This is a genomic window from Actinomyces dentalis DSM 19115, from assembly GCF_000429225.1.
GTDB lineage: Bacteria > Actinomycetota > Actinomycetes > Actinomycetales > Actinomycetaceae > Actinomyces > Actinomyces dentalis.
The window spans coordinates 36,060-62,692 of sequence record NZ_AUBL01000023.1 but is presented as its reverse complement, the minus strand read 5'-3'; the positions used below and the strand labels follow the sequence as shown (position 1 = coordinate 62,692).

Below are 26,633 nucleotides of genomic sequence, written 5' to 3'. Positions count from 1 at the left end.
GCCAGGTCCGACAGGCACCGGCCCCCCAGGGCCGCGCACAGCGCCAGGTCCACGATGATCTTGCCCGGGTCGTGCACCGCCAGGGGCTTGCGCCAGGGCGCCAGGGCCCCCGACAGCGCGGTGTCCAGGCCCACGGCCCGAATCGCCCCGGTCAGCAGCCTCGCCCCGGCCGGCCCCCCCGCCGGCCCCTCCCCCGCCTCCACACCCGCCTGCGGGTACAACCCGGTACCATTCACCACGAGGGTGCCCCTCCCCTGGACATGCACGGACATCGACAACCCGCATTATCCCAGGACGAGGAGCACCCTCACCCCCACCCCCGGCACCCCACGACGAAAAACCGAGGTTAACCCGCGAGCACGTACCTCTAGCAGACGTGCTCGCGGGTTAAGTGACGTGCTCGGCGGTTACCCGACGTGTTCGCGGGTTACCCGGCGATCTCGCGGAGTCCTCCGCCGAGCGCCAGGGCTCAGTCCACGCCCTCTTCGATCTGCTCAGGAAGGGCGCCGCCGTCGGCGGACTCGGCGGACTCGGCATCCTCCGCCTCGGCCCCCTGCGCCCCGTTATCCCCCGCCTCGGCCTCCTCCGGCTCGGGCGGAACCGGGACCTCGACGTCGGGCGCGGGACGGCCGCCGGGCGCCTCCACGGGCGCGGCGGCCGGGCGCTTGGCGGCCTGGTCGGCGAGCATCTGCGCGACGACCTCGTCGACGGACTTCTTCTCCGCGTCCACGGCCTTCTTCACGTCCGCGGCGTACAGGTCGACGTACTCCTGGCCGGACAGGGCCATGAGGGAGTACATGATCTCGTCGGTGATCGAGCGCAGAACGAAGCGGTCGTTCTCCAGGCCCTTGTAGCGGGAGAAGTCCAGGGGCGCGCCGACGACGATGCCCACGCGGTGGCGGGTCGAGGGCAGGGCCTGGCCGATCGGCTGGGCCAGGTTGGAGCCGATCATGGCCACCGGGATCACGGGCGCGCCGGTGGCCAGGGCGATGCGGGCCACGCCCGTCTTGCCCCGGTAGAGGCGCCCGTCGGGGCTGCGCGTGCCCTCGGGGTAGATGCCGAACAGCTCCCCGGCGCGCAGCCGGTCGATGCCGGCCTGCAGGGCCGCCTGGGAGGCCTTCCCGCCCGAGCGGTCCACGGGGATCGTGCCGACGGTGGTCATGAAGCGCTTGACGGCCCACCCCTTGATCCCCTTGCCCGTGAAGTAGTCGGACTTGCCGATGAAGGCGACCTCGCGGTCGATGAGCAGCGGCAGGAAGAAGGAGTCGATGACGGCCAGGTGGTTCGAGGCGAGGATCGCCGCCCCCGAGTCGGGGATGTTCTCCTCGCCCCGGATCCAGGGCTGGTAGAGCATCTCCATCGCAGGGCCGACGGCCGCCTTGATACCTCGGTATCCCACGGGACCTCCTGTGCTCTGTGCGCTCTTATCGGGGCGGCCCCGCCGACCAGGGGCGGCGGCGGGGAGGGGCGCTGGAAACGTCGCCCCGTCGAGTCTAACCTTCCCACGTGGTCTCGCCCGCACCTTCGCCGCCCGGACCCGGGGTGCAGGCCTCCTTCGCCCAGATGGGCACGCCCCTGAGCGAGGTCGTCTTCGTCGTCGTCGACCTGGAGACCACCGGCGGGCCGCCCGGCGCCGACGCCATTACGGAGATCGGGGCGGTGCGGGTGCGCGGCGGCGCCGTCGAGTCCGAAATGTCGACCCTGGTGAACCCTGGCCGCGCCATACCCGCCCAGATCACCGTCCTCACCGGCATCACCAACGCCATGGTCGCCGGCGCCCCGCCGGTGGGCGAGGCCCTGTCCGCCTTCCTCGCCTGGGCCCGCCTGGACGGGGAGTCCACCGTGCTCGTGGCCCACAACGCGCGCTTCGACGTCGGCCACCTGCGCGGCGCCGCGCGGGCGCTCGGGCTGGGCTGGAGCGAGCCGACGGTCCTCGACACGCTGGGCCTGGCGCGGCGGGCCTGGAGCCGCGCGGACGTGCCCGACCACAAGCTGGGGACGCTCGCCGCCCTCGTGGGCTCGCCCATCCGCCCCGCCCACCGGGCCCTGGGCGACGCCCGCGCCACCGTCGACGTCCTGCACGCGGCCCTGGAGGTCCTGGCGCCGCTGGGGGTCACGCACCTGGAGGACCTGGCCACCGCCGCCGACCCCGTCCCCGCGCGGCGCCGGGCCAAGAGCCGCCTGGCCGACGGTCTGCCCTCCTCCCCGGGCGTCTACCAGTTCCTCTCCGCCGCCGGCCAGGTCCTCTACGTCGGCAGCGCCGTCGACCTGCGCAGGCGGGTCCGCTCCTACTTCACGGCCGCGGAGAAGCGTTCACGAATAGCGAATATGCTTGACACGACCGTGCAGGTGCGGGCGATCCCCACCCCCACCGAGATCGAGGCTCGGGTGCGCGAACTGCGCCTGATCGCCGAACTCGATCCCCCGGTCAACCGCCGCTCGCGCTCCCCGCGCAGCCGGCCCTGGCTGCGCCCGGTGGGCGGGCCCCGGCCGCGCCTGGCGGCCACGACCGTGCTGACCGTGGCGCAGGCCGACGGCGCAGTCGGCCCCTTCCCCTCGCGCGCCGCCCTCGCCCAGGCCCGGCGGGCGGTGGAGTCCGCGCTCGGGCTGCACCCCTGGGACGGCCCGGGCGCCCGGACCGCGGGGCCCGCCAGCGCCGGGATCCCCGACGGCGGCGCCGCGGCCGCGGGGCCCGGTGACGCCGGGGCTTCCGCGGGCGCCGTCACCGGGGCAACTGCCGGGGTCTCTGACGGCGCCGAGGCCGAAGTCCCCGACGGCGGCGCCGCGACCGGGATCCCCGACGGCGCCGAGGCGGTCCGGCTCGCCCTGTCGGGGCGGGTGGACCTCGTGGCGCTCCCGCTGCTGGAGCGCATCTCCGCCCTCGCCGCCGCCGAGCGCTTCGAGGAGGCGGGGATGTGGACGGCGCGGCTGCGGTCCCTGCTCCTGGCCGCCTGCCGGGCGGAGAAGGCCCGTCCGCTGCTGGCCTGCCCGCACCTGATCGCGGCCCGACGCCGGCCCGGCGGCGGCTGGGAGCTCGTGGCCGTGCGCTGGGGGCGCCTGGCCGGCTCCGCGATCACGCCGCCCGGGGCGGACCCGCGCCCGGCCGTGAGGGCGCTGCGGGCGACCGCCGAGGTCGTCGCCCCGCCGTCGCGGGTGGGGGCGGCCGCCGGCGTGGAGGAGACGCTCCTGCTGGCGGACTGGGCACTGGACGCGGGCGCCCGGATCGTCGAGGTCGACGGCGGACAGGAGAGCGCCGCCCGCGTGCTGGAGCGCCTGAGCTGGCCCGTGGGCGCCGCGGCGCGCCACCGGCGCATTATCGACGCCGTCGGCTGACCACGGTGGCGGCCGGGGGCGGGCCGCGGACAATGCGGGGCCGGACCGCGGATCCGGGCCGCGGACAATGCGGATCCAGACCGCGGATGATGCGGGCCCGGAGCGCGGACGACGGCCGCCCCGACGGCCGCCCGCGGCGAGCGCGAGCCCCTCTCGGCCGATGACGGCGCCGCCGTCGGCCCCGACGGTCCCGCGCGGCGAGCACGATGGGCCGGCTCAGCCGGCCGGGACGACGGTCCCCGGCCGGGCGGTCAGGGCCCCCGCCACTCCCTCCTGGAGGGCCAGCGGGTCGAGCGGGCGGGGCACGACGGCCTCGGCCCTGGCCCAGGCGGCCAGCCAGTCGTCCTGGGGACGGGCGGTGAGCAGGACCACCGGCGGGCGCGCGTCGAGCTCGATGTAGAGCTCGTGGGCCAGGCCCATGCCGCCGAGCTTCTTGGCCTCGGCGTCCAGGACCAGGGCGTCGAAGGGCGGCTTGCCCTCGGCCTCGCGGTCCTTGATGGCCAGGCGCACGCCCTCGGCGGTGGCGGCGTCGGTCCAGGCCACCAGGGGCAGGCCCTTGGCGGGGCGGCGTCCGACGCCGGTCTTGACCTCCTCGCGCACGGAGGCGTCGTCGGAGAAGACGAGGAGCTGGAGGTAGTCGTCGTCATCGGGCTGGTCGGTCATGGATCCTCCGGTGCGAGCGGGCGGGCGGCAGAGCGCGGTTCTGCGGTCAGTGTAATCGCACGGTGTCACGGTTCCGGTTCCACCGATGAGCACCTAGGATCAATCGCGACCGGGACTTCAGTCCTAACCTATTGCCGGGACATCGCGGCCGTCGCAGGCGGCGGCCGCCTCCCTCACGAAAGGCAGCCACATGTCCGTGTACACGCTCCCCGAGCTCCCCTACGACTACGCCGCGCTCGAGCCCCACATCTCCGGGCGCATCATGGAGCTCCACCACGACCGCCACCACGCCGCCTACGTCACCGGCGCCAACGCCGCCCTGGAGAAGCTGCAGGCCGCCCGCGAGGCCGGCGACCACGCCGCCATCAACCTCCACGAGAAGAACCTCGCCTTCAACCTCGGCGGGCACATCAACCACTCGATCTTCTGGAAGAACCTGTCCCCGAACGGCGGCGGTGAGCCCGAGGGCGATCTCGCCGAGGCCATCAAGGACTCCTTCGGCTCCTTCGACGCCTTCAAGGCGCAGTTCACCGCGGCCGCACTGGGCATCCAGGGCTCCGGCTGGGCCGTCCTGGCCCACGACTCCGTCTCCGGGCGCCTCGTGACCTTCCAGATGTTCGACCAGCAGGGCAATGTGCCCGTGGGCACCATCCCGCTGTTCCAGGTCGACATGTGGGAGCACGCCTTCTACCTCGACTACCTCAATGTCAAGGCCGACTACGTCAAGGCCATCTGGAACATCGCCAATTGGCAGGACGCCGGCGAGCGCCTGGCCGCGGCGACCTCGCGGACCCCGGGGCTCATCGTCCGCTGACGCCGAACCGCCGGCGCCCGGCGCTCGCCAGCACCCGGCCGCCGCCGACCATCGCCGGTTTTTGGCGCCCTGGGAGGATCGTTCGCTCCGACGCATCCGACGCGCTCATCGGTTTCCGCGTGATTCCGCGGTTCTTTGTGGGCAACTGCCGGCTGCGAAGCGGAACGATCCTCCCAGGGCGCCATTTTTCACCTCGGAGGGCCCGCCGGAGACGCGGGGGACGGCCCGCCGTCTTGGGACGACGTCCGCATGTCGTGACGCAGGCGGTCACCGGCGCCCCGGGGCTCAGCGCAGCTTGGCGTCGATGTCTATGACGTAGGCGCGGGCGGGGACGGCCGTGCCGTTGGCGTCGGTTCCGGCGGCCTGAACCATCACCACGCGAGAGCCCACCGGGACCCCGACGAGGCCGGTCAGATTGGGGGCCGCCGACACGGTGATCCGGCTGGGCGCGCCGATGTCCCAGGTGGACTCGAAAACGGAATTGTCCCAGGTGGTCCTGGCGATATTGGCGCCCACGGTGTCCTGGGCCGTGATCGGCTCTCCCGCGCCCCGGGCCAGGACGACGATCTTGTCCTCGGTGGGCTCCGCCGTGCCCGGGTTCACCGAGACCGTGGCGGGGGCGCCCAGTTCGCCGGAGACCGTCACGCCCAGGGCCGCCACATCGGCCTCCCCCTCCATGGTGGCGCCGGCGGTGGTGGGCACGTCCACAATGTCCATGACGAAGACGAGCGGGCCCGCCGGGGCCCCGTTGCTCGGATTGTCCCCGTAGGCGAGCTCGGACGGGATGGCCATGACGAGCCGGTCGCCCACGTGGTGCCCGATCAGGCCGCAGCGCCAGCCGTCGATGAAGTCGGCGGCCGCCAGGGTCAGCGGCTCCCCCCTGGCGTAGGAGGAGTCGAAGACCGTCTGCTCCCCCCACCGCCAGCCCGCGTAGTTGGACACGACATAGCTCGCGGGCGTCACCTCGGCGCCCTGGCCCGCGGTGAGGGTCTTGACGGTCAGGTTCGCGGGCGCCCCCTGGCCGCTCCAGGTCAGCGAGGGGGCCGCGGCGTCGCCGCCGACCTGCGGCAGCGCGGCCGAGTCGGTGTCAATGGTCAGACTCGAGCAGTCGAGGCGCGCCGGGGCAGTCGGCGTCGCCGAGGCCTGAGACTTCGAGTCTCCGGAGCATCCCGTCAGGGCGAGGACGGTGGACAGGACCAGGGCGGTCAGGACGAGATGCGCGCGACGCACGTGGTCTCCTTGCGACAACGGGTGCGGGTTGACGGGGATGCGGGTGGCGGCGGGTGCGGACCTGCGGGCCGGCTCAGTGGAAGGACTCGCCGCAGGCGCAGGTGCCCACCGCGTTCGGGTTGTCGATCGTGAAGCCCTGCTTCTCGATCGTGTCCGCGAAGTCGATGGTGGCGCCCGACAGGTAGGGCACGCTCATGCGGTCGACGACGACCTCGACCTCGGCGAGCTCGCCGTCGCCGGTCGGGAAGGCGCGCACGGCGTCGCCGTCGAGCAGGCGCTCGTCGAAGTAGAGCTGGTAGACCAGGCCGGAGCAGCCGCCGGGCTGCACCGCCACGCGCAGGCGCAGGTCGTCGCGCCCCTCCTGGATCAGGAGGCCGGCGACCTTGGCGGCGGCGGCCTCGGTGAGCAGGACCTCGTGCTCGGGGACCTCGGGGGCGACGTCGGCGGACGCGTCGGTCACAGTGGTCTGTGCCATGTCTTTCTCCTTGAGTCATGTGCGGACCTCGTGGTCCCGGCGAGCCGAACACCCGCGGGGGACGACTTGCTCCCACCCTACGTCGTCGCACGGCGGGCCCAGGCGTGACGGCACTCACCGCCCGCGCGCCTCCCCCGCGGGGAGGGCCCGCCGGGCACTGCCGACGCCTTCGACTGCGAAGCGGGGCGCCTCCCCCGCGGAAGGGGCGCCGCCCCGCCCGACAGGTCGAGCCGGGCGGCCGGCCCGCGAGACGTCAAGCGGGCGGCCGGCCCGCGCCGCCGGGCGGGGCCGTCAGGCCAGGGTGACGAGCTCGAGGTAGTCCTCGCTCCACAGGTCCTCGTCGCCGTCGGGCAGGAGCAGGACCCGGTCGGGGCCCAGGGCCTCGACGGCCCCCTCGTCGTGGGTGACGAGCACGACGGCGCCGGCGAAGGTCCCCAGCGCCCGAAGGATCTCCTCGCGGCTGGCCGGGTCGAGGTTGTTGGTGGGCTCGTCCAGCAGCAGGACGTTGGCGCTGGAGACGACCAGCAGCGCCAGCGCCAGGCGGGTCTTCTCGCCGCCGGACAGGACCCGGGCGGGCTTGTCGGCATCGGCGCCGGAGAACAGGAAGGAGCCGAGCACGCTGCGCACCTGCGTGTCGTCCAGGCCCGGGGCGGCGCCGCGCAGGTTCTCCACGACGGTCCGGGAGGTGTCGATCGTCTCGTGCTCCTGGGCGTAGTAGCCGATCTTGAGGCCGTGGCCCGCGATGACCTCGCCCGAGTCGGGCTCCTCCACCCCGCCCAGCAGGCGCAGCAGGGTCGTCTTGCCAGCGCCGTTGAGGCCCAGGACGACGACGCGGCTGCCGCGGTCGATGGCCAGGTCCACGCCCGCGAAGACCTCCAGGGAGCCGTAGGCCTTGGACAGGCCGCTCGCGCGCAGCGGGGTCCTGCCGCAGGGGGCGGGGTCGGGGAAGCGCAGGTGGGCGACCTTCTCCGCGGCCCGCTCCTCCTCCAGCCCCTCCAGGAGCCGGTCGGCCCGCTTGAGCATCTGCTGGGCGGCGACGGCCTTCGTGGCCTTGGCCCGCATCTTCTCGCCCTGGGCGCGCAGCGCGGCCGCCTTCTTCTCGGCGTTGGCCCGCTCGCGCCGACGGCGGTGCTCGTCGTCGGCCCGCTGCTTGAGATAGGCGTCCCAGCCCAGGTGGTAGACGTCGAGGACGCCGCGGCTGGCGTCGAGGTGCATGACCTGGTTGACGGTGTCGCGCAGCAGCTCGACGTCGTGGGAGATGACGATGAAGCCGCCCGAGTAGGAGCGCAGGTGATCGCGCAGCCACAGGACTGAGTCGTGGTCCAGGTGGTTGGTGGGCTCGTCGAGCAGGAGCGTGTCCGGCCGCTGGAACAGGACCCGGGCCAGTTCGACGCGCCGGCGCTGCCCGCCCGAAAGGGTCCCGATGGGCTGGTCGAGGACGCGGTCGGGCAGGCCCAGGGCGGCGGCGATGCGGGCGGCCTCGGACGCGGCCGCGTAGCCGCCCGCCATGGTGAACTCGTGGTCGAGACGGGCGTAGCGGTCCAGGGCCTTGGCCATGGCGTCGCCCTCGGTGGTGGCGATGCGCTCCTCCGCCTTGCGGATGCGGGCCAGCAGGGAGTCGATGCCGCGGGCGGACAGGATCCGGTCGCGGGCGGACTCGTCGAGGTCCCCGACCTTGGTGTCCTGGGGCAGGTAGCCGACGGAGCCGTTGCAGGTGATGGTGCCCTCGAACTCGACCGCCTCCAGTCCGTGGCGCTCGTCGGCGTCGGCCACGGCCCGGCTCGTGCCCTGGACCACGGACTGGGCGGCGAGCAGCTTGGTGGTCGTGGTCTTGCCGGCGCCGTTGCGCCCCACGAGACCGATCCGCATGCCCTTGTCGACGCGGAAGGTGGCGCCGCCGATGAGCCGGCGGGCGCCAATGCGCACGGAGAGGTCCTGGACGTTGATCACGGCCGTCATGCTACGGGGCCCGCGCCCGTCCACCCGGCGCGGGAGGGTTTGCCGGGCGGCGGGCATCGGTCACACCCGCGCGCCCGCCCGGCGCCGGCTGACGGGGCCCGGTCGTCAGCGGGCTCGCGCCCGTTCGCATGCCCCGACGTCGGGTCGCCGGTGCGGCCGCCCGCCCGCGTTCAGTCCCACCACAGCCAGGTGCCGACCTGGCCGTGCGTCCACTGGCGGCGCATGGGGCGCATCTCGTCCGGCAGGGCCCGGGCGTCGAGCCCGTAGCGCTCGCGCACGGTGTCCCACAGGACGCGGCAGCAGCAGCCCTCGTCGTGCTCGTCGTGGACCTCCATGTCGAGCAGGTCGGGGTCGGCGATCCACAGCGCCTCCACCGTCACTCGCTCGTCGGGGCGGCGCGGGCCGATCGCGTACCCCGACAGGCGCACCCGCCCGTCGGCGCGCGCGCAGGCCCGCAGCAGCGACCCCAGGGTGGGGGCGAGGTTCTGGCGGTCCGCCAGCTGCGCCTCGGGCAGGATCTGGAGCAGCCGGGCCGCCGCCTGCGGGCCCAGGTCGTGGAAGGGCGTGTAATCGTCAAAGGGCGCGTCGTCCCCGGGCTCGTCGAGAACGGGGCCCTCGGCGTCGCCTCCGAGGTCCTCGGCGTCGCCCCCGAGATCCTCGTCATCGCCCCAGAAGCCCGCGTCGAAATCGGGGCCCTCCGGCTCCGGGCCGGGGCGGGCGGGGGCGGGCGGCCCGACGGAGCGCAGATCGTCGCGGCAGGCGGCGAGCAGGGGCCGCACCCCCGCGCGCACGCTCCAGCCCCGCGGCCCGTACAGGCCCTCTCGCCGGGGCGGGGCGACGCCGTCGGGCCCGGACGCCCGACGACCGGGGGTCGTCGCGGCGGGGTCCGCTGCGATGGGGTTCATCGCGACCGGGGCCGCGGCCGGGTCGGCCGTAGCGGGACTCGCGACGGGCTCCGTCGCGGCGAGGCTCATCGGCGCAGGACTCGCAGGACTGCAGGTGGCGGTGGAGCGGGGTGTCATGGGGTCCTCCCGGGTTTGGTCGGCCCGCTGCGGGCCGGGATGATCGGGCGGCGGGACCGCCGCCCGGCACCACTGTCCGCCGTCGGCGGGGCCGCCCGCCGGGCCCCTGTGGAGGGCGCCCCGGGACCATGTCGAGAACGGGGGCTGTGGGGCCCGGCGGGGCCCGCGGGCGCGATCCGGCAAGACGCGGCCCCGTTTCGACACACTGTCGCGTTCTCTCGGCTATCCTGAGACATCGCCCGAACCCCCGGGCGGTACTTCGAGAGCGTCGGGCGCCTCTGCCCCAGGCACCCGACCGGGAGATCCTTGAAAGGTGCTCCATGGCGACAACAACGTCCACACCCGAGGCGATCCTGGAAGCCGTCGGCGGCCCCGGGAACATCGTCAGCTTCACCCACTGCGCGACCAGACTCCGCTTCGAGCTGCACGACGCCTCCGTCATCGACAAGGCGACGGTCGAGAAGATCCCGGGCGTCATGGGCGCGGTCCCCCAGGGCGGGGACCGCTACCAGATCGTCATCGGCGGCGCGGTCGCCAGCGTCTACGAGCAGATCAACAGCCTGCCGGCCATGAAAGCGGCGGGAGGCGGCGCCTCCGGCTCCGGAGGACAGACGGACGCCGACGTCAAGGCTGCGGCCCGGGCCAAGGCGCGCGGCAAGAACGCTCTCATCGACGCCTTCTTCGAATACCTGTCCGACTCCTTCCGCCCGCTGCTGCCGGTCCTGCTGGGCGCCTCCCTCATTATCGCGGGCGAGGCCATCTGCGCAACCTTCCACATCATTGAGGCTCACTATGAGAGCAACATGGATAAGCCGGCGGCACTGCTGTTTGTCGACGCCATGTACCGCAGCGTGTTCTACTTCCTGCCGATCATGGTGGCCTACAACGCCTCCAAGAAGCTCAAGATCGACCCTTGGGTCGGCACGGCCGTCATGACGGCGCTGCTCACGCCAGAGTTCCTCGACCTGAGCAAACATCCGAGCACCATCTGCGTTCACAATGACACCCTCAACTCCGATCTGTGCACCGCTCACATCCTCGGCCTGCCCATGCAACTCAATGCCTACGGCGGCCAGGTCTTCGTCCCTCTACTCATGGTCGCGGTGCTCGCCCTGGTCTACAAGGGACTGGTCAAGATCATTCCGAACAATGTCCAGATGGTCTTCGTGTCCTTCCTGTCCTTCATTATCATGATGCCGGTGACGGCCTTCCTCATCGGCCCCCTGGGCGTGTGGATCGGCACCGGTCTGGGCACGGCCCTGTTCTGGCTCAACTCCCATGCCCCGATCGTTTTCGCGATCATTATCCCCATGGTCTATCCCTTCCTGGTGCCGCTGGGCCTGCACTGGCCGCTCAATGCCCTTATGTTGGCGAACATCGATCCCAACAACTCGGCCACGAAGGGAGTCGACTTCATCCAGGGACCCATGGGCGCTTGGAACTTCGCCTGCTTCGGCGCCACTGCCGCCGTCCTCGTGTGGTCCATCCGCGACAGGGACAAGGAGATGCGTCAGACCGCCACCGGCGCCCTCTTCGCGGGACTCTTCGGCGGTATCTCGGAGCCGAGCCTGTATGGTATCCACCTGCGTTTCAAGCGCATCTACCCGCTCATGCTCGTCGGCTGCGCCGTCGGCGGCATTATCGAGGGCATTGGCGGTGGCGTCCAAATTAGGACCTTCGTCTTCACTTCGCTGCTGACCATTCCGGTCTTCGACCCCATGTTCCTCTACGGAATCGCCGTTGCCGCGGCCTTCGCCACATCCTTCTTCCTCATCGTCACCTTCGGCTACCGCACCAAGGAGGAGCGGGCCGAGGCGCTCGCCGCGGCGGGCGTCGTCGAGGCCGACGCGACTGCGGCCCCCGCTGTTACCGCTCCTGCTACGACCGACGATGACGAGCCCGCTGACAAGCCCGCCGAGGAGCCCAAGCCGGCCCTCGCGCCCGGCGCCGTCACCGAGATCGTCGCCCCCCTGGCGGGCACCGTCATGCCCCTGGACAAGGTCGAGGACCCGGTGTTCTCCACCGGCGTCGTCGGCCAGGGCGCCGGGATCTCGCCCGCCGACGGCAAGACCATTGTCGTGACCGCCCCGGCCGCCGGCACGCTCGCCGTCGCCCCCGCCTCGGGCCACGCCTACGGCATCACCCTGGACAGCGGCGTGGAGGTTCTCATCCACGTCGGCCTGGACACCGTCAACCTCGGGGGCAAGGGATTCGACGTCAAGGTCAAGCAGGGCGACCGGGTCACCGCCGGTCAGGAGCTGGTCCGCGTCGACCGCAAGACCATTGAGGACGCCGGTTACTCGTTGACCACCCCGGTGCTCATCACCAACACGGACAAGTTCGCCTCGGTGGAGGTCATCGCCGAGGGCGAGATCTCCCCCAACGCCCCGCTCATCCGCGTCACCGCCCCCGAGGGCTGATCCCCGCGGGGTTGGGCACGGACGCCGCTCGTGCCCGACCCCGCCTCCCGGTTCCGCCCGACGACGGCGGAACCGCCGTATACGCCGGTTTCCCCGGCCGCCAGTGCTGACAGTGAGCCGGCGGCCGGGGAAACCTTTTATCCGGCTGGGAGAATCCCGGTGAGCGCCCCGGCCCTCAGTCCTCCACCCGTCCCTTTCATCTGCGCTACAGGAAGGTTATTGAGTCGTTCTCGCCGACAGGTTCTCGGGGCGGGGCCAGCCCCCCTTCTCGCCCTCCTCGCCGAGATGTGCATTTTGCACTCGAGAACGACGGTTGGAACTGCACTCTCGAATGCAAAATGCACGTCTCGGCGCCTGGGGCGTGACGGCGTCGGGCGCCGCGGTCCGCGACATCGCCGGGTAATCGCCGAGCACGTCACTTAACCCGCGAGCACGTCTGCTAGAGTGACGTGCTCGCGGGTTAAGTGACGTGCTCGTGGGTTAAGGTACGATCTCGCGGGTTAAGTGACGTGCTCGCGGACCGGCCGCGTCACGATATTCGAGACGCCGTCCCACCATGCGGAACGACCGGCGAGGGTGGGGCAACGGAACCATTCCGGCCCGCCTCATGCGCCTCACGAGGCCCACCGCGCTCCGCTCCCGTGGGGCGCCGCGGCTGGCCGGGAGCGGCTGACCGACTGGGCGCAGAACCAGCGCGGCCAGCCGCAGAGACACCACGACCGGGCCGACCGGAAGCCGGGAGCCGGTGGCCGGGAGCCGGTGGCCGGGAGCCGGGAGCCGGGAGCCGGGAGCAGTCTCAGTCGCTGTCCTCGACGCCCTCGTCCTCGACGTCCACGTAGCGGTCGGGCGCCTTGCCGGCGCTCAGCGTGGCCGCGTAGTCGGGGACCTCGGACTGGAGGGTGCGGTCGGTGCGCCGGTAGCCCGTGGACGAGGGCTTCTTGGGGAACTTCATGGGGGGCCGCTCGACGTGGTGGTAGGGGATGGACTTCAGCAGGTGGTGGATCATATTGATGCGCGCCTTGCGCTTGTCCTCCGACTCCACGACGTGCCAGCGCGCCGAGTCGATGTCGGTGTGCACGAACATCTCGTCCTTGGCGCGCGAGTAGTCCTCCCACCGGGGGATGGACTCCAGGTCCGTGGGCGAGAGCTTCCAGCGCCGCATGGGGTCGGTCTGCCTCGACTTGAACCGCTTGTACTGCTCCTTCTCGGACACGGAGAACCAGTACTTGCGCAGCAGGATGCCGTCGTCGACGAGCATCCGCTCGAAGACCGGGCACTGCTGGAGGAACCGCCGGTGCTCCTCGGGGGTGCAGTAGCCCATGACGTGCTCGACGCCGCCCCGGTTGTACCAGGAGCGGTCGAACAGGCGGATCTCCCCGGCCGCGGGCAGGTGCTCGATGTAGCGCTGGAAGTACCACTGGGTGCTCTCGCGCTCGGTGGGCGCGGGCAGCGCGACCACCCGGGCGATGCGCGGGTTGAGGTACTCGGTGATCCGCTTGATCGCCCCGCCCTTGCCGGCGGCGTCGCGGCCCTCGAAGATCACCACGACCCGGGCGCCGGTCGACTTGACCCACTCCTGCATCTCGACCAACTCGGCCTGCAGCCGCAGTAGCTCCGCCTCGTACAGGGAACGATCCATCTTGGAATGCTTCTTTGCCATACCTGAGTTTTACACAGATCCCGCCCGCGTGCGCGACCTTCGCGCCATCCGCCCGGCCGGGGCCGCGCCCGCTCACTCGCTCACTCGCGCGCCCGCAGCGCCCAGAAGGCGACGGCGGCCGCGGCGGCGACGTTGAGGGAGTCCACTCCCCCGGCCATGGGGATGCGCACGACGGCGTCGGCGGCGGCGATGGTGCGCGCGGCGAGCCCGTCCCCCTCGGTGCCCAGCACGACGGCGACCCGCGAGTCCGGGGCCGTGCAGGCCGGCGAGGCGGCGAAGTCGTCCAGGTCCACCGCGTCCTCGCTCAGGGCCAGGGCCGCCACGGTGAAGCCCGCGCGGCGGAGCTCGCCCGGGTCCGGCCAGGCGTTGATCCGCGTCCAGGGGACCTGGAAGACGGTGCCCATGGACACGCGCACGCTGCGGCGGTAGAGCGGGTCGGCGCACCGGGGCGCAACCAGGACGGCGTCCACCCCCAGGGCCGCGGCGGACCGGAAGGCGGCGCCGACGTTCGTGTGGTCCACCAGGTCCTCCAGCACGGCGATGCGCCTGGCGCCCGCTCCCCCGCGCGCCGAGGCCAGCAGCTCGGCCACGGCCGCGAGCCGGGGCCGGTGCATGGCGGCCAGGGCCCCGCGGTGCAGGTGGAACCCGGTGATGGCGCGCAGGAGGTCCTCCTCGGCCAGGAAGACGGGCACGTCCCCGCCGTCGTCCCTGCCCCCGCAGCCGGCGGCGGCGGCGATGACCGGGCGCATGGACGCGTACCAGCGCCGCGCCATGAGGAAGGACCGGGGGGCGTGGCCCGCCTCGACGGCCCGGGCGATGACCTTGGTCGACTCGGCCATGTACAGGCCGCGCTCGGTCTCCAGGCGCCGCCGCAGGGCGACGTCGGTCAGGCGGGTGTAGTCGGCCAGGCGCTCGTCGGCCGCGTCGTCGAGCTCGATGATCACGACGGGCGCCGGTTGCGCGGATGGCGGGACTTGAGCCCGAGCTCGCCGAGCAGCGGGTCGCGCTCGACGGCGGGCTCCTCGGACACGGGGCCGGCGAACTGGCTCCGGTAGAGCTCGTAGTAGGCGCCCCGGCGGGCGATGAGCTCGTCGTGGCCGCCCTGCTCGACGATGTCGCCGTGCTCCATGACCAGGATGACGTCCGCGTCGCGGATGGTGGACAGGCGGTGGGCGATGACGAAGGACGTGCGGCCCGCGCGCAGTCCGACCATGGCCTGCTGGACCAGCAGCTCGGTGCGGGTGTCCACCGAGCTGGTGGCCTCGTCCAGGACGAGGATCTGGCGGTCGGCGAGGAAGGCGCGGGCGATGGTGATCAGCTGCTTCTCGCCGGCGGACACGCCCGCGCCGGAGTCGTCGATGACCGTGTCGTAGCCCTTGGGCAGGGCGGAGACGATGTGGTCGACGCTGGCGGCCCGGGCGGCGGCCAGGACCTGCTCGTCGGTGGCCCGCGCCGCCCCGAAGGCGATGTTCTCGCGGATCGTCCCCTCGAAGAGCCAGGTGTCCTGGAGCACCATGCCGATCTGCTCGCGCAGCTCGTCGCGGGTCAGCCGGGTGGTGTCGACGCCGTCGAGGCTGATGGTGCCGGCCTGGGGGTCGTAGAAGCGCAGGAGCAGGTTGACCAGGGTGGTCTTGCCCGCGCCCGTCGGGCCGACGATCGCCACCGTCTGGCCGGGTTCGACGACCAGGTTGAGGTCGGTGATGAGGGTGGTGTCCGGGCTGTAGGAGAAGCGGACGTGGTCGAAGACCACGCGGCCGGCCGCCCGCTCGGGCAGGTGCTCGGGCCGGGCGGGCTCGGTCTCCTCGGGGGCGTCCATGATCTCGAAGACGCGCTCGGCGCTGGCCGCCCCCGACTGGAGCAGGTTCGCCATGGAGGCGAGCTGGGTGATGGGCTGGGTGAACTGCTGGGAGTACTGGAGGAAGGCCTGGACGTCGCCCAGGGTCATGGTGCCGCCGGCGACCCTGACGCCGCCGAGCACGGCGATCATGACGAAGTTGAGGTTGGAGACCACGCGCATGGCGGGCTGGATGGCGCCCGAGATCCACTGGGCCCTGTGGGAGCCGTCGTACAGGCGGGCGTTCTCCTTGTCGAAGAGGCGGTTGAACTCCTCCTCGGAGTTGAACAGGACCACCGCCTCGTGGCCGGTGAAGGCCTCCTCGACGATGCCCGACACCTCGCCGGTGGCGTCCCACTGCTCGGCGAAGTGGGGCTGGGCCCGGCGGGCGATGAGGACGGTGACGACGGCGGCCACCGGGATGGCCACCAGCGAGATGAGGGACAGCTGGAGGGAGATGGTGAGCATCATGACGAACACGCCCAGGACCGTCATGAGGGAGTTGAGCGCCTGCGACAGGGTCTGCTGGAGGGTCTGGGTGACGTTGTCGACGTCGTTGGTCACGCGCGAGAGCATGTCGCCGCGCGAGCCGCGGTCGATGTAGGACAGCGGGACGCGGTCGAGCTTGGCCTCGACCTCGGCCCGCAGCCGCCGCCCGGTGCGCTGGACGACGCTGGCCAGGACGCGCCCCTGGATCCACAGCAGGACGGCGGACAGGAGGTACACGCCCAGGGTCTGGAGGAGGACGACCATGAGGGCGCGGCCGTCCAGCCCCCGGCCCACGACGACGTCGTAGGCGGAGACCATGTCCGCGTAGTCGTCCCGGCCGCCGGCGCGCAGCATCCGGGCGAGCCGGTCGCCGGTGGTCCCCTCCGGGACGCCGGCCCGGGCCAGCATGGAGCCCATGACGCCCTCGAACAGGATGTTGGTGGCGCGGGCCAGGATCTTGGGGGCGGCGACGCTCAGGACGACGGCGATGACCGTCAGCGCGACGACCAGGGCGATGCGCCGCATCTCCGGGCGCAGCTCGGAGATCAGTCGCCGCCAGGTGCCGGTGAAGTTCCTGGCCCTCTCGGTGGGCGCGCCGCCGCGCGGCCCGGGTCCTGAGCTCATGCCGCCTCCTGCGCGCTGATCTGGGACAGGACGATCTCGGCGTAGGTCGGGCAGTTCTCCATGAGCTCGCCGTGCGTCCCGATGCCGACGACGCGCCCCTCGTCGAGGACGACGATCTGCTCGGCGCTGCGGATGGAGGCGACGCGCTGGGCGACCACGACGAGCGTGGCGCCGCCGGCGGCCCGCGCGAGCCCGGCGCGCAGGCGCGCGTCGGTGGCGTAGTCCAGCGCGGAGAAGGAGTCGTCGAAGATGTACACGCCCGCCTCGCGCACGAGCGCGCGGGCGATGGCCAGGCGCTGGCGCTGGCCGCCGGAGAAGTTCACGCCGCCCTGGTCGACCTCGTGGTCCAGGCCGTCGTCGAGGTCCTGGACGAAGTCGGCGGCCTGGGCGGCCCGCAGCGCCTCCCACAGCTCGTCGTCGCGGGCGCCGGGCCTGCCGTGCTGGAGCGTGGTGCGGATGGTGCCGGAGAACAGGAAGGCCCTCTGGGGGACGCAGGCCACGTTCTCCCGCAGCTCGCGGGGGTCGACGTCGCGCACGTCCACGCCGTCCACGCTCACCCTCCCCTCGGTGACGTCGAGCAGACGCGGGATGAGGTTGACCAGGGTGGTCTTGCCCGAGCCCGTCGAGCCGATGAAGGCGGTGGTCCGGCCGGGGCGCAGGACGAGGTCGATGTCCTCCAGCACCGGGGCCTCGGCCCCCGGGTAGCGGAAGGTGACGTGCTCGAAGCGGATCTCGCGCCCGCGCCCTCCCCCGGCCGCCCCCGAGGGCTCGGGCAGGCCCAGCGGGCGGGCGGGCGCCTTGATGGCGGGGTCCACCGCCATGACCTCCTGGAAGCGCGCGGCGGCGACCTGGGCGCGCGGCAGGATGGTCACGAGCATGACGGCGATCATGACGGAGAAGAGGATGTGCATCATGTAGTTGAGGAAGGCCGTCAGGTCGCCGATGGCCATGTCCCCGCCGTCGATGCGCCGCCCGCCGAACCAGTACACGCCGATGCCGGCCAGGTTCATGATGACGGTCACCGAGGGCATGAGCACGGCGAAGAGGCGGCCGATCGACAGCGACGTGGCCGTCAGCTCGTCGTTGGCCGCCTCGAACACGCCCCGGCGCTGCCCCTGGCGCACGAAGGCGCGGATGACGCGCACGCCCTGGATCTGCTCGCGCATGACGAGGCCGACGCGGTCGACCCGCTCCTGCATGACCCTGAAGTGGGGCAGGAGGCGGCCCAGGAGGACGCCGACGACGATGAGCAGGAGCGGGATGAGGACCAGGATGAGGCCGGACAGGGGCACGTCCACGCGCAGCGCCATGAAGGTCCCGCCCATGAGCATGATGGGGGCCATGAGCATCATGGCGCAGACCATGAAGACGACCATCTGGATCTGCTGGATGTCGTTGGTCGAGCGGATGACGAGGGAGGGGGCCCCGAACCGGGAGACCTCCTCGGGGTTGAAGCGCTGGACGTGGGTGAAGATGTCCCGGCGCATGCGCCGGCCCAGGCCCATCGCGGCCCTGGCGCTCAGGCGGGTCCCGATGATCGCGACCGCGCCCTGCACGGCGGTGATGGCGAGCATGAGGCCGCCCAGGCTCCAGATCCTGCCGGTGTCGCCGGCGACGACGCCGTCGTTGATGATGTCCGCGTTGAGGGTGGGCAGCGACAGGACCGCGATGGTCTCCACGATCTTGAGCACGAGGACCGCCAGCAGCGAGCCCCGGTAGGGGCCCAGGTAGTGACGCAGGGTCGTGAACAGCACAGCGGGGAGACTATGACCGCCGGGGCGGCCTTGTCACGGCCCGCCCGCCGTGCGCGAACTTCGGGACGCGTCTCACTTCCGGGAGGCGTCCGGGGCCGCTCGCTCAGCCGCGGCGGAAGGGCGGCACCGAGGGCGGGATGCCGCCCTCGTCCGACCGGTAGCCGTAGCGGCCGTAGGTGCTCGTGGTGGGCAGCGACGTCGTATCGGTCGACGAGTCGGCCGGGGAGGCGGCCGGGGCGCGGTGGTCCGCGCGGCGGTCGGGGGCGGCCCGGTGATCCGCGCGGCGGTCGGAGGCGGCCCGGTGGTCGGAGGAGGGCCGGTCGTCGGAGGCCTCCTGGGAGGCGGACTCGACCTCGCCGCGGGCCTGGGCCAGGGCCTCCTCGGGGTTCTGGAGGTTGGTGGCCGCCAGGTCGGAGGCGATGTCGAGGCCGGACTTCATGCCCGACAGGTCGACCCGGACGTCGTCCGAGCCGGAGCCGAAGGGGTTCGAGCCGGGCGACGGGGGCTTGCCGCCCAGCGCGCCGGCGATCCCGTCCAGGGCCGCGGTGAACTCGGTGGGCACGATCCACATCTTCGAGCTGGTGCCGTTGGCGATCTTGGGCAGGGTCTGCAGGTACTGGTAGGCCAGCAGCTTGGGGTCGGCGTTGCCGCGGTGAATGGCGTCGAAGACCTGGAGGATCGCGCGCGACTCGCCCTGGGCCTTGAGGATGGCGGACTGGGCCTGGCCCTCGGCCCGCAGGATCGCCGACTGCTTGTCGCCCTCGGCGGTGAGGATCTGGGACTGCTTGACGCCCTCGGCGGTGAGGATGGCGGCGCGGCGGTCGCGCTCGGCGCGCATCTGCTGCTCCATGGCGCCCTGGATGGAGGCGGGCGGGTCGATGGACTTCAGCTCCACATTGGCCACGCGGATGCCCCAGCGGCCGGTGGCCTGGTCCAGGACGCCGCGCAGCTGGGCGTTGATCTGGTCGCGGCTGGTCAGGGTCTGCTCCAGCTCCATGGCGCCGATGACATTGCGCAGCGTGGTGACGGTCAGCTGCTCGATGGCCTGGAGGTAGTTGGAGATCTCGTAGGTCGCCCGCTTGGGGTCGGTGACCTGGTAGTAGATGACCGAGTCGATGTTCACCTGGACGTTGTCGGAGGTGATGACGGGCTGCGGGGGGAAGGAGACGACCTGCTCGCGCAGGTCGACCGTGGTGCGCACGCGGTCGATGAAGGGCATCAGCAGGTGCAGGCCGGCGAAGTACTCGGCCTGGAACTTGCCCAGCCGCTCGACGATGATCGCGTAGGACTGCGGCACGATCCGCACGGCCCGGAGCATCGCCACGACGACGAACAGGACGACGAGACCGATGACGACGAGGAGTATCGTCTCGACATTGGGCATGGGGCTGCCTCTCCTTGAATTTGAGTGTGCTTGCGGTTCACAGGGGGGCGACGACGGCGATGGCGCCGTCGATGGCGGTCACCCGCACATCCGCCCCCGGCTCGATGCGCGTGGGGCCGGGCAGTGCGGACGCGGCATAGCCCCTGTGGGCGGGCGGGGCGGCGGGGCGCGCCTCGTCGACGAGCCGGGCGCTCCACTCCTCCCCGCCCAGGCGCACGCGCCCGCCCCGCCCGTCGATCACCGTCAGGGCGGTGGCCTCGCGGCCGATGAGGGCCGAGGCGTTGGTGCGCATATCGGGCGTCGTCGACAGCAGCTGCCACTTCGCCCAGGGGCGCACCGCCGCCAGCAGCAGCGTGGACACCACGGCGAAGACGATGGCCTGCGCCAGGAAGGACGCGCCCAGGGCGGCGGCGATCGCGCCGCCCACGGCCCCCCCGGCGAACATGAGGAAGGTCAGGTCCACGGTGAGGGTCTCGATCACGCCCAGGACGAGAGCCGCCCCGATCCACCACAGCCATGCCATGAGAGCCTCCTTCCGCTCGCGGGCCCGGACGGCGTCCGGACGGGTACGAGCCTACCGCCTGCCGCGCGCCACGTGCGCGCCCTTGAAGACCGGGCCCCGGCCCCGGGCGGTGTAGCGGCCCCTGTCCGCGCCGACCTCCAGGGGCAGGCCGAAGGTATCGGACATGACCTCGTCGGTGAGGACCCCGCCCAGGGGACCGGTCCCCCTCACCATCCCCTCGCGCAGCGCCAGGGCGTGGGTGAACCCCACCGGGATCTCCTCCAGGTGGTGGGTGACCAGCAGCATCGAGGGCGCGCCGGGGGCGGCGATGATCTCGCTCAGGGCCGCCAGGAGCAGCTCGCGGCCGGCCACGTCCAGGCCCGCGGCGGGCTCGTCGAGGACGAGCAGCTCGGGGTCGGGCATGAGGGCGCGGGCGATCTCCACGCGCTTGCGCTCGCCCGACGACAGCGACCCCCAGGGCCGCCGGGCCAGGGGCGCGGCGCCCAGGGCGTCCAGCAGCGCGCGGGCGCGCTCGACGTCGAGGTCCTCGTACTCCTCGCGCCACACCCCGACCTTGCCGTAGGAGGCGGACAGGACCACGGACAGCACGCTCTCCCCGCCCATGACGGTGCGCGCCAGCGCCGAGGAGCACAGGCCGATGCGCGGGTGCAGCTCGGAGATGTCGACGCGCCCCAGGCGCTCGCCCAGGACCTCGACGGTGCCCGCGGAGGGGAACAGGCGGGCGGCGGCGATGCGCGCGATGGTGGTCTTGCCCGCGCCGTTGGGCCCCAGCAGGACCCAGTACTGCCCCTCGTCGACGCTCCAGGTGACATGGGTCAGGATCCGGGTGGTCCCGCGGTGGAGCGAGACGTCATCGAGGCGGAGCACGCTGGTCATGGCGCTACCATAGCGCGCCGACGTGACCCGAATCGCACCCGCGCGCGGGGGGCGGGGCCCGCCGGGTTAGGGTTCCGGCGTGGACCCTTCGCGCCCCGCCGTGAGCATCCTCCTGGCCCTGTGGGCGCCCCTGCCCTCCTCCCACGGCCTGGCCGTCGTCCAGGGGCCCGACGCCGTCCACGAGGTGCTCGACGACGCCGGGGCCGGCCCGCCGGACCTGGGGGCGTGGCTGTCCGCGGCCCGGCCCCTGGCCCGCTGCGCCGCGGTCCTGCCCGGCCCGGAGCTGGCCCTGCCCGCCGCGGCCGGGGTGCGCGAGGCGGGCCAGGGGGTCCTCGTCGAGTGCGGCGCGACGGCGGCCATGGCGGGGCGGCGCCTCCTGCTGGCCCCCGAGCCGGCGGGGGCGGGGGTGCGCTGGCGCGTCGAGGAGCTCGCCGTCGCGCCGGAGCCCTTCGACCCCGTCCAGGCGCGCCGTGACGTCCACGCCGCGACCGAGCGCGCCATCGGGGCGCTGACCGAGCTGGACCTGGCCCGCGAGCGCCCCGAACTGGCCGATGCCCTCACCGACCTGGTCGCGGCGGTGCTCGACCCGCGGCTCGTGCCGCCGTCGATGCCGCCGCGGCGGCGCGATCTGCTGGAGCGCTCGCTGCGGCTGGGGGCGATCTGCGAGCTGGCGCTGGCCGACGACGGCGCCGCGGTCACGGCCGGTCAGGCGGCCCAGCGCCGTCGGGCCCTGGAGCCCCTGGCGGGCGCGGCGAGGCGCGGGGTGTGCGCCGCCACGCAGACCTGGGCCCGCTGAGGGGCCGGGTCGGTCCCGGCCAGTGCGGCGGTCCCGGCGGCGCGGCCGGCCGGAGGGCCCGGCGCGGTCGGATCGGAGTGCGCGGCCCGCACCGCGCCGAGCGGCGCGACGGCGCCGTCACCGGGAGGGTGGCGGCGCCGTCGGCGCTGCGGGCGGTGCGAGCGCGTCAGTCCCGCGGGTTGGCCAGGGCCCACTCGTAGACCTTCATGGTCCGCTCGGCGATGGCGGTCCAGGCGAAGTGGTCCTCCACCCGCTTGCGGGCGGCGATGCCCATCTTCTTGGCCGTGTCGGCGTCCATGACCAGGCGGGTCAGGCGCTCGGCGAGGTCGGCGACGAAGCGGTCGGGGTCGATCGGCGTGCCGGTGCCGTCCTGCAGCTGCTCGATGGGCACCAGCAGGCCGGTCTCGCCGTCGACGATGACGTCGGGGATGCCGCCGGTGGCCGAGCCGACCACCGGCAGGCTCATGGCCATGGCCTCCAGGTTGACGATGCCCAGGGGCTCGTAGACCGACGGGCACACGAAGACGTCGGAGGCTCCCAGGACGGCCTGGAGCTCGCGGCGCGGGAGCATCTCCTCGATGAGGATGACGCCGGTGCGCTTGGCCTGGAGGCCGGACACGAGGCCGTCGACCTCGGCCTTGATCTCGGCGGTGTCGGGGGCGCCGGCGCACAGGATGACCTGGACCTCGGCGGGCAGGTGCTCGACGGCCCGCAGCAGGTGGGGCAGGCCCTTCTGGCGGGTGATGCGCCCGACGAAGACCACCGTGGGCCGGGAGGTGTCGATGCCGTAGCGCTTCAGGACCTCGGCGCTGTCGGCCTCCCAGTCGGCGTCGGTCGGGCGGGCCCAGGCGTCCAGGTCGATGCCGTTGTGGACGACCTTGACCCGTTCGGGGTCGACCTGGGGGTAGGCGCGCAGGATGTCCTTGCGCATGCCGTGGGAGACGGCGATGACGGCGGTGGCGCCCTCGTAGGCCTGGCGCTCCGCCCAGGAGGACAGGGCGTAGCCGCCGCCGAGCTGCTCGGCCTTCCACGGGCGCATGGGCTCCAGGGAGTGGGCGGACAGGATGTGGGGGATGCCGTAGAGCATGCCGGACAGGTGCCCGGCCAGGTTGGCGTACCAGGTGTGGGAGTGGACGATGTCGGCGCCCTCGACGCCGGGGACCATCTCCAGGTCCACCCCGAAGGTCTTCAGGGCGGCGTTGGCGCCCTCGAGCTCGGCGACCTCCGGGTAGCCGGTCACGCCCGGGTCGGCGCCCTCGGTGCCGGGTTCGCGCGGTCCGCCGAAGGCGTGCACGCGCACGTCGGCCAGGGGCCGAAGCACCTTGGCCAGTTCGTTGACGTGGACTCCGGCCCCGCCGTAGATGAAGGGCGGGTACTCCTTGGTCAGCAGGTCGACTCTCATGGGTTGCGTCTCCTCGCTCGCGCCCCTGCGCGCGTTGAATGCTGTTGGTATCGGGCGGCTGGTCCGATGGGCGGCTCGGGGCGTGAGCCGCCACACGTCCGACGGTATCGGTTTTGCGGCGGCGGCGGGGCGATTTTCGCCCTCCGCTGGCCGGATCGGGCCGGATCGGCCGCTGCGCCCGGACCCGCGGGGGGCGGACGGCGACCCCCGACCAGCCCTGCCGGGCCCTCGTCGCTCCGCCCCGGCCCCGCGGGGGCGGACGGGGCCGGGCTCGGGGCGGGGCCGGGGCGGACACGCCGCGAACACCCGCGCGAATCGCCCCCCGAGGTGGCTCGGGTCACGTATGGTGGCCCCATGGCTTCTCCCCGTGTTCTCGCAATCATTCTCGCCGGCGGTGAGGGCAAGCGCCTCATGCCCCTGACCGTCGACCGGGCCAAGCCCGCGGTGCCCTTCGGCGGCATCTACCGGCTCATCGATTTCTCGCTGTCCAACATGATCAACTCGGGCTTCCTCAAAGTGGTCGTCCTCACCCAGTACAAGTCCCACTCGCTGGACCGCCACATCTCCAAGACGTGGCGGATGTCGGACATGCTGGGCAACTACATCGCGCCCGTGCCCGCCCAGCAGCGCGTGGGCAAGCACTGGTTCCTGGGGAGCGCGGACGCGATCTACCAGTCCCTCAACCTGCTCGACGACGAGCGGCCCGACTACGTGGTCATCACCGGCGCGGACAACATCTACCGCATGGACTTCTCCCAGATGCTCGACCACCACATCGCCTCGGGCCTGCCGCTGACCGTGGCCGGCATCCGCCAGCCCAAGTCGCTGGCGGACCAGTTCGGCGTCATCGAGACCGACCCTGACGACCGCGGCCACATCAAGGCCTTCGTCGAGAAGCCCAAGGACACCCCCGGGCTGCCCGACTCCCCCGACGAGGTCCTGGCCTCCATGGGCAACTACATCATGAACGCCGACGCCCTGACCCAGGCGGTCACCGTCGACGCCGACGACGAGTCCTCCAAGCACGACATGGGCGGCAACATCGTACCCTGGTTCGTGAACCAGGGCGCCGCCGGCGTCTACGACTTCAAGGACAACGACGTGCCCGGCGCCACCGAGCGCGACCGCGACTACTGGCGCGACGTCGGCACGGTCGACGCCTTCTACGAGGCCCACCAGGATCTGATCTCGGTCTCCCCGGTGTTCAACCTCTACAACGCGCACTGGCCCCTGTTCGCCGGCTACATGAACTCCATGCCCCCGGCCAAGTTCGTCTACGGGCACCACGAGCGCCTGGGCCACGCCGTCGACTCGATCGTGTCCCCCGGCGTCATCGTGTCGGGCGGGGAGGTCATCTCCTCGGTGCTCTCCCCCGAGGTGAGGGTCAACTCCTGGTCCTCGGTGCGCGAGTCCGTCCTCATGGACGGAGTGATCGTGGGTCGCAACACGGTGGTCAACCGGGCCATCCTCGACAAGTACGTCGTCGTCGAGGAGGGCGCCATGGTCGGCATCGACCCCGAGCACGACCGCGAGCGCGGCTTCACCGTCACCGAGTCGGGCATCACCGTGGTCGCCAAGGGGCAGAAGGTCGCGCGCTGACCGGCCCGCTCCCCTCCGCGAGCGCCCCGGGGCCCGTCGCCCCGGGGCGCTCCGGCGCGTGCGGCCCCGCCGGCGCCGCGCGCGGCCGCGCGCCCCGGGCGCCGCGGCGTGCGGCCCGCTAGCATCGGGCTATGAGCGCAACGACTCCCCCGCCGCGCGTGAGCGGCCGGAGGGCCGCCGGGGCCCTGGCGCGGCTGGGCCCCGGGCTGCTGGTCATGGACGCCGACTCCACGCTCATCGAGCAGGAGGTCATCGAGCTCATCGCCGAGCGCGCCGGCACGCGCGAGCGGGTGGCCGCCGTCACCGCCCGGGCGATGCGCGGCGAGCTCGACTTCGCCGACTCGCTGCGCGAGCGGGTCGCCACCCTGCGGGGGGTGCCGGAGTCGGTCTTCGCTCAGGTGCTGGACGAGGTGCGCCCCACCCCCGGCGCCGTCGAGCTCATCGGGGCGCTGCACGCCCGCGGCTGCCGCGTGGGGGTGGTCTCCGGCGGCTTCGAGGAGGTCGTGGTGCCCTTGGCGCGGCGCCTGGGCCTGGATCACGTGGCCGCCAACCGCCTGGAGGTGGAGGGGGGCGTGCTCACCGGCCGGGTGCGGGGGCGGATCGTGGACGGCCAGGAGAAGGTGCGCCGCCTGCGCCAGTGGGCGCGCTCCGACGGCGTGCCGCTGGAGCGGACCGTGGTGGTGGGCGACGGCGCCAACGACCTGGGGATGATCGCCGCGGCGGGCCTGGGCGTGGCCTTCTGCGCCAAGCCCGCCGTCGTGGCGGCCGCGCCGGCGGCCATTCACGTGCGGGACCTGCGGGCCGTGCTCGAGCTGCTCGGGGATGCGCCCGCCGGGGATCGGCCCGGCTGAGGTCCGGCCGCCCCCGGAGCGGGCCGGTGCGCACCGGTCTTGCCGGGCCGGCCCGGCCGTTTCGCCCTGACCGCCATCGCCGCCCGCCGCGCACCGGCCCGGCCCGGCGCGGGTTCAGCGCGGAATGCTGAGCATGTCGCCCAGGTGCGCCGCGCCGGGTCCGAGCCCGTTCCAGGGCCCGGGCACGTCGAGGACGAGGGCGGTCGCCGTGGGCACGCCGACGGAGACCTGGCTGGCGAGGTCGTCGTCGGCGTCGTGCAGGACGTGGGCCATGATGGAGATGGTGGGCTCGTGCCCGACGAGGATCACCGTGCCGGCGGCCTCGGGCAGCCCGGTCAGCAGCCGCAGTATCCGCAGGGCGCCGTTGTGGTAGATCTCGGGCTCGATGCGGACCTCCCCCGGGTTCAGGCGCTGCTGCATGGGGTCGGCGGTCTGGCGGGCGCGGGCGGCGGGCGAGACCAGGAGCAGGTCGACGGCGTCGAGGCGCCCGCTCAGCCTGCGGGCCAGGGCGTCGGCCATCTCCCGGCCCTTGGGGGTCAGCGGGCGCTCGATGTCCGTGGGGGCGTCGTGGGACGCCTTGGAGTGGCGCACGAGGACGAGGGTCCGTTGGAGGACGGAGGCGTGGGTCGTCACGCGGCAACCCTACGTCACCGCCCTTCTCTCCCCCGCCGCGGGGCGGGGCGGCCGCCGGGCGGGTCCGGCCGAAGGCCCGCCGTCTTCCCCCGTCCCTGCCGCGGAGCGCTCCCGGCCCGGCGCGGGCCGATGGCGCTTCCGGCCCGGCGCGGTGCGCACCCGGCCGGGACCGGAGGCGGTGTGCCATCATGTGCCGGTGACCAGGTCCTCAGCGTCCTCAGCCGCGCCCGGGGGCGGCGCTCCCGGCGCGGGCGGGCCCTGTCCGGGAGGCTCCGCCGGCGCGGGCGGGCTC

At 72.9% G+C, this 26,633-nt stretch carries 21 protein-coding genes and 1 pseudogene; 6 read left to right on the top strand and 16 right to left on the bottom strand.

The annotated features are described in order from the left end of the window. Positions 1–272 (bottom strand): annotated as a pseudogene (locus G446_RS21310) (IS1380 family transposase); the annotation flags it as partial. 197 nt (positions 273–469) lie between these two features. Further along, the gene (locus G446_RS16350) at positions 470–1,399 is read right to left on the bottom strand and encodes a lysophospholipid acyltransferase family protein (RefSeq protein WP_051285714.1); all 930 of its coding nucleotides are present in this window, start codon (positions 1,397–1,399) and stop codon (positions 470–472) included. Positions 1,400–1,563: 164 nt separating this feature from the next. On the opposite strand from G446_RS16350, the gene G446_RS0106365 reads away from it, so the two are divergent. Next, positions 1,564–3,333 carry a DEDD exonuclease domain-containing protein gene (locus G446_RS0106365; protein ID WP_051285718.1) on the top strand — a complete coding sequence of 590 codons (1,770 nt, stop codon included), beginning with the start codon at positions 1,564–1,566 and terminating at the stop codon, positions 3,331–3,333. Positions 3,334–3,549: 216 nt separating this feature from the next. Here G446_RS0106365 and G446_RS0106360 read toward each other — a convergent pair whose 3' ends face one another. Next, positions 3,550–3,996 carry a response regulator gene (locus G446_RS0106360; RefSeq protein ID WP_026409529.1) on the bottom strand — a complete coding sequence of 149 codons (447 nt, stop codon included), beginning with the start codon at positions 3,994–3,996 and terminating at the stop codon, positions 3,550–3,552. Between the two features lie 190 nt (positions 3,997–4,186). Between G446_RS0106360 and G446_RS0106355 the strand changes: the two genes are divergently transcribed. Next, the gene (locus G446_RS0106355) at positions 4,187–4,810 is read left to right on the top strand and encodes a superoxide dismutase (protein WP_026409528.1); all 624 of its coding nucleotides are present in this window, start codon (positions 4,187–4,189) and stop codon (positions 4,808–4,810) included. Between the two features lie 285 nt (positions 4,811–5,095). Here the strand turns inward: G446_RS0106355 and G446_RS0106350 are convergent, their stop codons facing one another. From G446_RS0106350 to G446_RS20905, 4 genes are all read right to left on the bottom strand, one after another. Further along, positions 5,096–6,040: an FKBP-type peptidyl-prolyl cis-trans isomerase gene (locus G446_RS0106350; RefSeq protein ID WP_026409527.1), complete on the bottom strand. Its 945-nt coding sequence runs from the start codon at positions 6,038–6,040 to the stop codon at positions 5,096–5,098. Between the two features lie 73 nt (positions 6,041–6,113). Continuing rightward, the gene (locus tag G446_RS0106345) at positions 6,114–6,515 is read right to left on the bottom strand and encodes a HesB/IscA family protein (protein WP_026409526.1); all 402 of its coding nucleotides are present in this window, start codon (positions 6,513–6,515) and stop codon (positions 6,114–6,116) included. Between the two features lie 291 nt (positions 6,516–6,806). Beyond that, entirely contained in the window at positions 6,807–8,465 is a 1,659-nt protein-coding gene (locus G446_RS0106340) for an ABC-F family ATP-binding cassette domain-containing protein (RefSeq protein ID WP_026409525.1), read from the bottom strand. 179 nt (positions 8,466–8,644) lie between these two features. After that, the gene (locus tag G446_RS20905; protein ID WP_245574608.1) at positions 8,645–9,496 is read right to left on the bottom strand and encodes a hypothetical protein; all 852 of its coding nucleotides are present in this window, start codon (positions 9,494–9,496) and stop codon (positions 8,645–8,647) included. A gap of 320 nt (positions 9,497–9,816) precedes the next feature. Here G446_RS20905 and G446_RS0106330 point away from each other — a divergent pair, with 320 nt between their 5' ends. Next, positions 9,817–11,916 carry a glucose PTS transporter subunit IIA gene (locus G446_RS0106330; RefSeq protein WP_026409523.1) on the top strand — a complete coding sequence of 700 codons (2,100 nt, stop codon included), beginning with the start codon at positions 9,817–9,819 and terminating at the stop codon, positions 11,914–11,916. 796 nt (positions 11,917–12,712) lie between these two features. Here G446_RS0106330 and ppk2 read toward each other — a convergent pair. From ppk2 to G446_RS0106295, 7 genes are all read right to left on the bottom strand, one after another. After that, positions 12,713–13,555 carry a polyphosphate kinase 2 gene (gene ppk2, locus G446_RS0106325; protein ID WP_026409522.1) on the bottom strand — a complete coding sequence of 281 codons (843 nt, stop codon included), beginning with the start codon at positions 13,553–13,555 and terminating at the stop codon, positions 12,713–12,715. Between the two features lie 101 nt (positions 13,556–13,656). Continuing rightward, a complete protein-coding gene (locus G446_RS0106320; RefSeq protein WP_026409521.1) occupies positions 13,657–14,520 on the bottom strand; it encodes a TrmH family RNA methyltransferase in 864 nt (287 codons plus the stop codon). Beyond that, positions 14,517–16,523, bottom strand: coding sequence for an ABC transporter ATP-binding protein (locus tag G446_RS16345; RefSeq protein ID WP_051285713.1), 2,007 nt, complete (start codon positions 16,521–16,523; stop codon positions 14,517–14,519). The genes G446_RS0106320 and G446_RS16345 overlap by 4 nt, the downstream gene beginning before the upstream one ends. Continuing rightward, the gene (locus G446_RS0106310) at positions 16,520–18,277 is read right to left on the bottom strand and encodes an ABC transporter ATP-binding protein (protein ID WP_026409520.1); all 1,758 of its coding nucleotides are present in this window, start codon (positions 18,275–18,277) and stop codon (positions 16,520–16,522) included. The genes G446_RS16345 and G446_RS0106310 overlap by 4 nt, the downstream gene beginning before the upstream one ends. Positions 18,278–18,380: 103 nt before the next feature. Continuing rightward, on the bottom strand, positions 18,381–19,661 hold the full coding sequence (locus G446_RS16340; RefSeq protein ID WP_084779041.1) for an SPFH domain-containing protein: 1,281 nt from the start codon (positions 19,659–19,661) through the stop codon (positions 18,381–18,383). A 37-nt stretch (positions 19,662–19,698) separates the two neighbouring features. Beyond that, positions 19,699–20,184 (bottom strand): NfeD family protein, encoded by a 486-nt coding sequence (locus G446_RS0106300; protein ID WP_026409519.1) that lies wholly within the window; start codon positions 20,182–20,184, stop codon positions 19,699–19,701. Between the two features lie 51 nt (positions 20,185–20,235). After that, a complete protein-coding gene (locus G446_RS0106295; protein WP_026409518.1) occupies positions 20,236–21,060 on the bottom strand; it encodes an ABC transporter ATP-binding protein in 825 nt (274 codons plus the stop codon). Positions 21,061–21,139: 79 nt separating this feature from the next. On the opposite strand from G446_RS0106295, the gene G446_RS0106290 reads away from it, so the two are divergent. Then, the gene (locus G446_RS0106290) at positions 21,140–21,856 is read left to right on the top strand and encodes an Rv1486c family protein (protein ID WP_026409517.1); all 717 of its coding nucleotides are present in this window, start codon (positions 21,140–21,142) and stop codon (positions 21,854–21,856) included. A 166-nt stretch (positions 21,857–22,022) separates the two neighbouring features. Here G446_RS0106290 and glgA read toward each other — a convergent pair whose 3' ends face one another. Continuing rightward, entirely contained in the window at positions 22,023–23,258 is a 1,236-nt protein-coding gene (gene glgA, locus G446_RS0106285) for a glycogen synthase (RefSeq protein WP_026409516.1), read from the bottom strand. A gap of 354 nt (positions 23,259–23,612) precedes the next feature. On the opposite strand from glgA, the gene glgC reads away from it, so the two are divergent. Then, complete coding sequence (gene glgC / locus G446_RS0106280; protein ID WP_026409515.1) at positions 23,613–24,857, top strand: glucose-1-phosphate adenylyltransferase; 1,245 nt, start codon at positions 23,613–23,615, stop codon at positions 24,855–24,857. Positions 24,858–24,988: 131 nt separating this feature from the next. After that, entirely contained in the window at positions 24,989–25,708 is a 720-nt protein-coding gene (gene serB / locus G446_RS0106275) for a phosphoserine phosphatase SerB (RefSeq protein WP_026409514.1), read from the top strand. 114 nt (positions 25,709–25,822) lie between these two features. On the opposite strand, the gene G446_RS0106270 is transcribed toward serB, so the two are convergent. Next, on the bottom strand, positions 25,823–26,341 hold the full coding sequence (locus G446_RS0106270; protein ID WP_026409513.1) for a SixA phosphatase family protein: 519 nt from the start codon (positions 26,339–26,341) through the stop codon (positions 25,823–25,825). Positions 26,342–26,633 lie beyond the last annotated feature (292 nt).

What these genes read in the sequence shown, in the direction of transcription:
- G446_RS0106365 (WP_051285718.1), top strand. Translation starts at nt 1,564, where the DNA reads ATGGGCACGCCCCTGAGCGAGGTCGTCTTCGTCGTCGTCGACCTGGAG.
- G446_RS0106360 (WP_026409529.1), bottom strand. Translation starts at nt 3,996, where the DNA reads ATGACCGACCAGCCCGATGACGACGACTACCTCCAGCTCCTCGTCTTC.
- G446_RS0106355 (WP_026409528.1), top strand. Translation starts at nt 4,187, where the DNA reads ATGTCCGTGTACACGCTCCCCGAGCTCCCCTACGACTACGCCGCGCTC.
- G446_RS0106345 (WP_026409526.1), bottom strand. Translation starts at nt 6,515, where the DNA reads ATGGCACAGACCACTGTGACCGACGCGTCCGCCGACGTCGCCCCCGAG.
- G446_RS20905 (WP_245574608.1), bottom strand. Translation starts at nt 9,496, where the DNA reads ATGACACCCCGCTCCACCGCCACCTGCAGTCCTGCGAGTCCTGCGCCG.
- G446_RS0106330 (WP_026409523.1), top strand. Translation starts at nt 9,817, where the DNA reads ATGGCGACAACAACGTCCACACCCGAGGCGATCCTGGAAGCCGTCGGC.
- ppk2 (WP_026409522.1), bottom strand. Translation starts at nt 13,555, where the DNA reads ATGGATCGTTCCCTGTACGAGGCGGAGCTACTGCGGCTGCAGGCCGAG.
- G446_RS16345 (WP_051285713.1), bottom strand. Translation starts at nt 16,523, where the DNA reads ATGAGCTCAGGACCCGGGCCGCGCGGCGGCGCGCCCACCGAGAGGGCC.
- G446_RS16340 (WP_084779041.1), bottom strand. Translation starts at nt 19,661, where the DNA reads ATGCCCAATGTCGAGACGATACTCCTCGTCGTCATCGGTCTCGTCGTC.
- G446_RS0106300 (WP_026409519.1), bottom strand. Translation starts at nt 20,184, where the DNA reads ATGGCATGGCTGTGGTGGATCGGGGCGGCTCTCGTCCTGGGCGTGATC.
- G446_RS0106295 (WP_026409518.1), bottom strand. Translation starts at nt 21,060, where the DNA reads ATGACCAGCGTGCTCCGCCTCGATGACGTCTCGCTCCACCGCGGGACC.
- glgA (WP_026409516.1), bottom strand. Translation starts at nt 23,258, where the DNA reads ATGAGAGTCGACCTGCTGACCAAGGAGTACCCGCCCTTCATCTACGGC.
- glgC (WP_026409515.1), top strand. Translation starts at nt 23,613, where the DNA reads ATGGCTTCTCCCCGTGTTCTCGCAATCATTCTCGCCGGCGGTGAGGGC.
- serB (WP_026409514.1), top strand. Translation starts at nt 24,989, where the DNA reads ATGAGCGCAACGACTCCCCCGCCGCGCGTGAGCGGCCGGAGGGCCGCC.